Source organism: Pseudomonadota bacterium, assembly GCA_022361155.1.
Lineage (GTDB): Bacteria > Myxococcota_A > Polyangia > Polyangiales > JAKSBK01 > JAKSBK01.
In genome coordinates this window covers 1-5,377 of sequence record JAKSBK010000600.1, presented here as the reverse complement: position 1 = coordinate 5,377, position 5,377 = coordinate 1, and the positions used below count along the sequence as shown (strand labels likewise).

8 protein-coding genes are annotated in these 5,377 nt (G+C 65.4%); 4 read left to right on the top strand and 4 right to left on the bottom strand.

The genetic code is table 11. The annotated features are described in order from the left end of the window. Positions 1 to 187 precede the first annotated feature (187 nt). Both MJD61_22530 and MJD61_22525 read right to left on the bottom strand, forming a co-directional pair. Entirely contained in the window at positions 188 to 667 is a 480-nt protein-coding gene (locus MJD61_22530) for a glutathione peroxidase (GenBank protein MCG8558036.1), read from the bottom strand. Then, entirely contained in the window at positions 664 to 876 is a 213-nt protein-coding gene (locus MJD61_22525) for a CBS domain-containing protein (protein MCG8558035.1), read from the bottom strand. Before MJD61_22525 ends, MJD61_22530 begins: the two co-directional genes overlap by 4 nt. A 113-nt stretch (positions 877 to 989) precedes the next feature. Between MJD61_22525 and MJD61_22520 the strand changes: the two genes are divergently transcribed. Beyond that, positions 990 to 2,288: an amidohydrolase family protein gene (locus tag MJD61_22520; GenBank protein ID MCG8558034.1), complete on the top strand. Its 1,299-nt coding sequence runs from the start codon at positions 990 to 992 to the stop codon at positions 2,286 to 2,288. Positions 2,289 to 2,417: 129 nt separating this feature from the next. Here MJD61_22520 and MJD61_22515 read toward each other — a convergent pair whose 3' ends face one another. Both MJD61_22515 and MJD61_22510 read right to left on the bottom strand, forming a co-directional pair. Then, entirely contained in the window at positions 2,418 to 2,837 is a 420-nt protein-coding gene (locus MJD61_22515) for a PIN domain-containing protein (protein ID MCG8558033.1), read from the bottom strand. After that, on the bottom strand, positions 2,834 to 3,103 hold the full coding sequence (locus MJD61_22510; protein MCG8558032.1) for a hypothetical protein: 270 nt from the start codon (positions 3,101 to 3,103) through the stop codon (positions 2,834 to 2,836). Before MJD61_22510 ends, MJD61_22515 begins: the two co-directional genes overlap by 4 nt. 351 nt (positions 3,104 to 3,454) lie before the next feature. Between MJD61_22510 and MJD61_22505 the strand changes: the two genes are divergently transcribed. The 3 genes from MJD61_22505 to ubiA form a co-directional block, all read left to right on the top strand. Further along, positions 3,455 to 3,757, top strand: a complete 303-nt coding sequence (locus tag MJD61_22505; GenBank protein ID MCG8558031.1) for a hypothetical protein — start codon at positions 3,455 to 3,457, stop codon at positions 3,755 to 3,757. Beyond that, positions 3,703 to 4,344 carry a nucleotidyl transferase AbiEii/AbiGii toxin family protein gene (locus MJD61_22500; GenBank protein ID MCG8558030.1) on the top strand — a complete coding sequence of 214 codons (642 nt, stop codon included), beginning with the start codon at positions 3,703 to 3,705 and terminating at the stop codon, positions 4,342 to 4,344. Before MJD61_22505 ends, MJD61_22500 begins: the two co-directional genes overlap by 55 nt. Positions 4,345 to 4,459: 115 nt before the next feature. Further along, a partial coding sequence (gene ubiA, locus MJD61_22495) for a putative 4-hydroxybenzoate polyprenyltransferase (protein ID MCG8558029.1) occupies positions 4,460 to 5,377 on the top strand: 918 nt, incomplete at its 3' end.

The window sequence follows — 5,377 nt, the reverse complement described above, 5'->3', positions numbered from 1 at the left end:
TTGTGATCCGTGGTACTAGTACAACGGCCCGGCCCATCCGCCGAAACCGTTCAGGCTTCCTATTCGTCCATGGCATCAGACCAAGTTGAGCTGCTGCACAACTCGCGTTTCCCTCGCAGCAATCGCTACGACGCCAAGTGGGTGGCCCGAAATCAGTGCCCGAAGCCCCGGCGCCCTTTCGGAGCCCTTAGAGAAGGTTCTCGATGTGCTTTCTGATCTTGCTCGGCTCGTTGATGGGTGCGAAACGCTCCACGACATTGCCCCGCCGATCGACCAAGAACTTGGTGAAATTCCACTTGATCCGGCTGCCGAGCACGCCGCCCTTCTGGGCCTTGAGCCACGCATACAGCGGATGCGTGTTGGGTCCGTTGACCTCCAACTTGGCGTACATGGGAAAGCTCACGCTAAAGCGCGTCGTACAGAAGTCGGCGATCTCGGCCTCGTCTCCTGGTTCCTGAGCGCCGAATTGATTGCAGGGGAACCCGAGCACGCTGAAGCCGCGATCGGCGTAGGCGTCCTGGAGCTCCTGCAGGCCCGCATATTGGGGTGTGAAACCGCACCTGGAAGCCGTATTGACAATCAGCAGCACCTTGCCCCGATGCTCTTCAAGCGTGGTGACGCGGCCCTCGATGCTACGCACGGCTACTTGGTAAAGCGGTGTGCTCATGGGAACAAGCAAGCGCTTAGCAAGGGCTCCCTGCTTGCGCGAGCGATCGACACGGCGCCAAGCAAGCTGCCATCGCCCGCGGTGACGGCCAGCGCGGAAATACTGCTGCGTCGCAGTGCGCGGTCGGCCTCCTCGAGTTTCTCGCCCCTGAAGATGGTCTCGACCGGCCGCGTCATGTAGTCGGTCACAGGCATCTCGAAGTGAGCCATGCAGCTGCCCTTAGCAGCAGCCGGCCTCACGGGCTAGCGCTACGCCCGCGGACCGTCATGCCGCCAGGCTTGGGCGATCGGCGAGCGGAACTGCGTTAGAGTACCCGCCATCCATGAGCGGGACCGAGCCCACGCGGGGACTGGCGGGCAGCTGGCTGCTGACGGGTGACGCCCGGCGGGGCCCGATCGCCGCTGGGGCCGTGGTGCTCGACGCCGGCGAGCGCATCGTGCGGGTCGGCGCGGCAGCTCGGCTGCGGCGGCAGTACAGCAAGGCAGCGTGGCAGCAGCATGCCGCGGTGCTGCTACCAGGTCTTGTCAACGCCCACGTCCACCTCGAGCTCAGCGCCCTGAAAGGACGGGTCACCGGCGGCCGGGGCTTCGTGCCCTGGCTGCGCGAGCTGCTTGCCGCACGGCAAGCCGTCTCGGAGCGCGAGCGATCCAACGCCATTCGCGCGCAGGTTCGCTCTCTCTCAGACTACGGCACGGTCGCGGTCGGCGAGGTCACCAACTCGCTGGCCGCAGTTCCCTTCTTGGCGAAAGCACCGCTGCTGGGACGCGTGTTTCACGAGATCTACGGCCTCGGCAGCGCAGCGGCTTCGGCGGCCCTCGCGCGCGCCCGCACCCAGTTCCAGGACATTCGTGACTGGCCCGCCAACCTGAGCTGGTGCCTTGCGCCGCACGCGCTCTACAGCGTGCCCCCCTCGACAGTCGAGGCCATCGTGGCTGAAGCGCGCGAGCGAGGCGTGGTCACGAGCCTGCACCTGGCGGAGCATCCGGCGGAGCGTGCGTTTCTCGCCGATGGCGGAGGACCGTTTTCAGAGCTCATGCGGCGTCAAGGCCGGGAGCAGGACTGGCTGCCACCCCACATGGGCCCGGTGCAGTATGCCACGGAGCTCGGGGCGCTGAATCCTGGCGTGCTGGCCGTGCACCTGACCGATGCGTCGGCTGCCGAGCTCGGCAGCGTGGCCAAAGCGCGTGCGCCTGTGGTCCTGTGCCCCCGCTCCAACCTGCACATCGAGGGCAGGCTACCCAACCTGGCCGCGTTGCTCCGGGCCGGGGTCGAGCCCGGCCTGGGCAGCGACTCGCTGGCTTCGAATACCAACCTCGATGTGCTGGCCGAAGCCGCGACCTTGCAGGGCCGCTTCCCTCGGCTTTCCGCGCGCACCTGCATCGCCATGGCCACGAGTTTTGGTGCGCAGGCGCTCGGGCTCGGCACGAGCCTCGGGCGCCTCGCGCGGGGCATGCGGCCCGGCGTACTGGCGATAGCGCACGGCCCGACACCTCCAGACGACCCGGAGCGCTTCGTGCTGACAGAGCTCGAACGCCCGCGTAAGCTGCTTGCTCGACCTCCGCGGCGGATCGCCGCCGCAACCGCTGCTACAAGCAAGACAACCACAAGGCGCCGCGCATGACCACCGCGCGCACATTTCGCAGCTACGCCGGCCAAGCAGACCAAGGCGGTCAAAGCGATGCAATCAGCGTTGCGCCTGGCGCTGACAGGGGCAGGAAGGTCGCAGCAAAATGGACAACGAAGGGCAGTGCTAGACCTTCAGGAGGTTGCTGAAGGGCTTGCGCCGCTTCCAGCGATAAGCGCCGAAATCCCGCGCATCGGTGGAGAGAATCCTCCCGTCACCCGTCACCTCGGCGCAAACGACCAGGGAGGCGTCGGCGAGGTCCATCGGTAGCCCATGATACTTCTCCATCAATTCGAGTACCCGAGGCAAGTGAGCGGCCGTCAGGTCAAAGATGCGTGCAGCGCCCGAGTCGATACCGATCAGGAGCTTGCGTGCCACGGCGGGACCAGCCTCCCGTTGCAGGAGGTGTATCGTTTCTGTCAGCACGGGCCACGTGGTGACCAACCCTTCGCTCTGATAGCGCCCGAGCGCCGTCACTGCCGCAGGATGGTGCCGGTCGCTCTTGATGGTGAGCGCGACGAAGAATCCGGTGTCGGCCAGGATCATCGTTTGTGGTGCTTGCTCGAGAAGTCGAGCCGCCCCTTGTAGTTCTCCGAGAGATCCGTTGGACCTGAGCTGGCGCCAACCAGTCCACAGTCCTCGAAGATCTCCAGGGCGCTCCTGTCGGGCAACGTCTGTGCATACAGGCGTAGCGCAGCCTTGATGATGCTGCTGTTGTTTTTTCCGGTTGCCGCTCGCGCGCGCCGCAGAAGGGCCTGCTCCTCTTCGTCGAGACGAGCGATGACCCGGGCATCGGTTCTGGATCCGGCCATTTGTCATACAATATGTCGTACAGAACGAGGCGTCAACAACTAGGAACGCGCCGCGTGTTCTGGACCTGGCCGCTGAAGGCGTCCCGATACCAGTTTGGCAAGGCCCGGGACGCCCCCGGGACGCCCCACAGCGTGGATCCTACAGCCTGGGGCTTGTGCTACAATATTGGGATGTCATCTGCGTGCCGAGCCGGTTCGGGAGCCGAGCCGGTCCCCGTTACACCAAGAATATCGATCTGCTCCTCGACGCGAGTGACTGCTCCACCTGGCACCATGGCCGAGGGTACACAGGCCACGTCAGTGCGATGAGCATCTGAGGTCGGAGTATGCGCGGCTACACTACGGGGGCCCATGCCCGTGCCTGAAGAGCATCATTGGGTGTTTTGGGACGTTGACCCCAGCGAAATCGACCTTGAAGGCGACTCGACGTACGTCATCGCGCGGGTACTGGAGAAGGGTCGAATGGCTGAGGTGCGGTGGCTGATGAGGACGTACGGGCTGAGCTCCATTCATCGCGTTCTGGCCACAGCCGCCAACCCCGAGCTGTCTCCACGGACGCTTGCCATGTGGCGAGTGGTGTTGGACGCAAAGGACGAGCCATGGGCCAATCCTCCCGCTTGGCGGCAGCGCAGCTCGATACCCTGGCCGAGCTAGCCCGCCTTGCGCAGGCGAGCGCCTTCTATCTCGCTGGCGGCGGCGCGGTCGCTCTGCACTTCGGCCACCGGCAGTCGCGTGATCTCGACCTGTTTACACGTGGGCCGGCTGTCGACCTGGAGGTCCTGCGGCGCACGTTGGTCACCAAGGGGGGTGTGGAGGTCCTGGCTATCAGCGACACCACGCTCGCGGTTCGCATGGGGGGAGTACCCGTCGACTTTGTCAACTACCCATACTCCTTGCTGGAGGAACCCCTAACCGGCCCGGCTGGGATTCGCTATGCCGGAATCAAGGACTTGGCCGTCATGAAGCTGGTGGCTATCGCGAGGCGGGGGTTCAAGAGAGACTTCTGGGACCTCCACGAGCTTCTGGTGCGCGGTCCCATGAAGTTGGGCCGGGCGCTGTCGTGCTACCGCCAGAGGTTCGGCGTGGCCGAAGCTGACACCTACCATGTCCTCAAGGCCTTGACGTACTTTGCGGACGCTGAGTCCGAGGACGCGCCGCTTCAGGGCATGAAGCCAGCGCACTGGAGAGCCATCAAGGCCTTCTTCGAGAAGCAGGTGCGAGAGATCATGCGTTTCGAGTAGCAAGCTTGTTGCGGCGGCCCATTGGCCGCCTCGCCGGGGGAAACGGGTTCCTGGCACCACGCGCGTTGCGCAGGCGCTCGGGCTCGGGCGCCTCGCGCGGGACATGCGGCCCGGCGTGCTGGCGATAGCGTACGGCCCGGCGCCTCCGGACGACCCGGAGCGCTTCGTGCTGACAGAGCTCGAACGCCCGCGTAAGCTGCTTGCAGGACCTCCGCGGCGGATAGCCGCCGTGACCGCTGCTACAAGCAAGGCAACCGCAAAGGCGCCGCGCATGACCACCGCGAGCACATTTCGCAGCTACGCCTCGCTGCTCAAGCTCAGTCACACCGTCTTTGCCTTGCCCTTCGCCCTGGCGGCGGTGGTGCTCGCCGCACCGTTCACCGAGGTCACGTGGCGCAAGCTGGTGCTGATCGTGCTTTGCATAGCAGCGGCACGCACAGCGGCCATGGCCTTCAACCGCCTCGTGGATCGCGCCTACGACGCAGCGAACCCGCGCACCGCCCGGCGCGAGCTTGCCACGGGTGCCCTTTCCGTGGTTTCGGTGCGGGCGCTCGTGGCCGTATCCTGCGCGCTGTTCGTGGGGGCAGCAGCGCTGCTGGGAACGCTGCCGCTGTTGCTGAGCCCGCTCGCCCTGGCTCTGGTGCTCGGCTACTCGTACACGAAACGGTTCACCTGGGCTTGCCACTTGATCCTGGGCGTTGCCGTCGCGTTCGCGCCGGGCGGCGCCTGGATCGCCGTTGGAGGCCCCCTCGACGAAAGCGCCGCACCCTGGTTGCTCGTGCTGGGAGTAGCCACCTGGATCGCCGGCTTCGACATTCTGTATGCGCTCCAGGACAGGGATTTCGACATCGGCGTAAAGCTCCATTCCATTCCGCGTCGCTTTGGCATCCGAGGCGGACTGCTGCTCAGCGCGCTGCTGCATGTAGTCACGGTTGCGTCGCTCGTCGCAGTGGGGGTGATCTTGGAGCGTGGAAGCGTCTACATGCTCGGTGTCGCCCTCATCGCACTGCTGCTGGTCGCCGAGCACGCCATG

Bases quoted from the DNA above. Each gene is read 5' to 3' on its own strand.
- MJD61_22505 (MCG8558031.1), top strand. From the start codon at position 3,455: ATGCCCGTGCCTGAAGAGCATCATTGGGTGTTTTGGGACGTTGACCCC.
- MJD61_22520 (MCG8558034.1), top strand. From the start codon at position 990: ATGAGCGGGACCGAGCCCACGCGGGGACTGGCGGGCAGCTGGCTGCTG.
- MJD61_22510 (MCG8558032.1), bottom strand. From the start codon at position 3,103: ATGGCCGGATCCAGAACCGATGCCCGGGTCATCGCTCGTCTCGACGAA.
- MJD61_22530 (MCG8558036.1), bottom strand. From the start codon at position 667: ATGAGCACACCGCTTTACCAAGTAGCCGTGCGTAGCATCGAGGGCCGC.
- MJD61_22500 (MCG8558030.1), top strand. From the start codon at position 3,703: ATGGGCCAATCCTCCCGCTTGGCGGCAGCGCAGCTCGATACCCTGGCC.
- MJD61_22515 (MCG8558033.1), bottom strand. From the start codon at position 2,837: ATGATCCTGGCCGACACCGGATTCTTCGTCGCGCTCACCATCAAGAGC.
- MJD61_22525 (MCG8558035.1), bottom strand. From the start codon at position 876: ATGGCTCACTTCGAGATGCCTGTGACCGACTACATGACGCGGCCGGTC.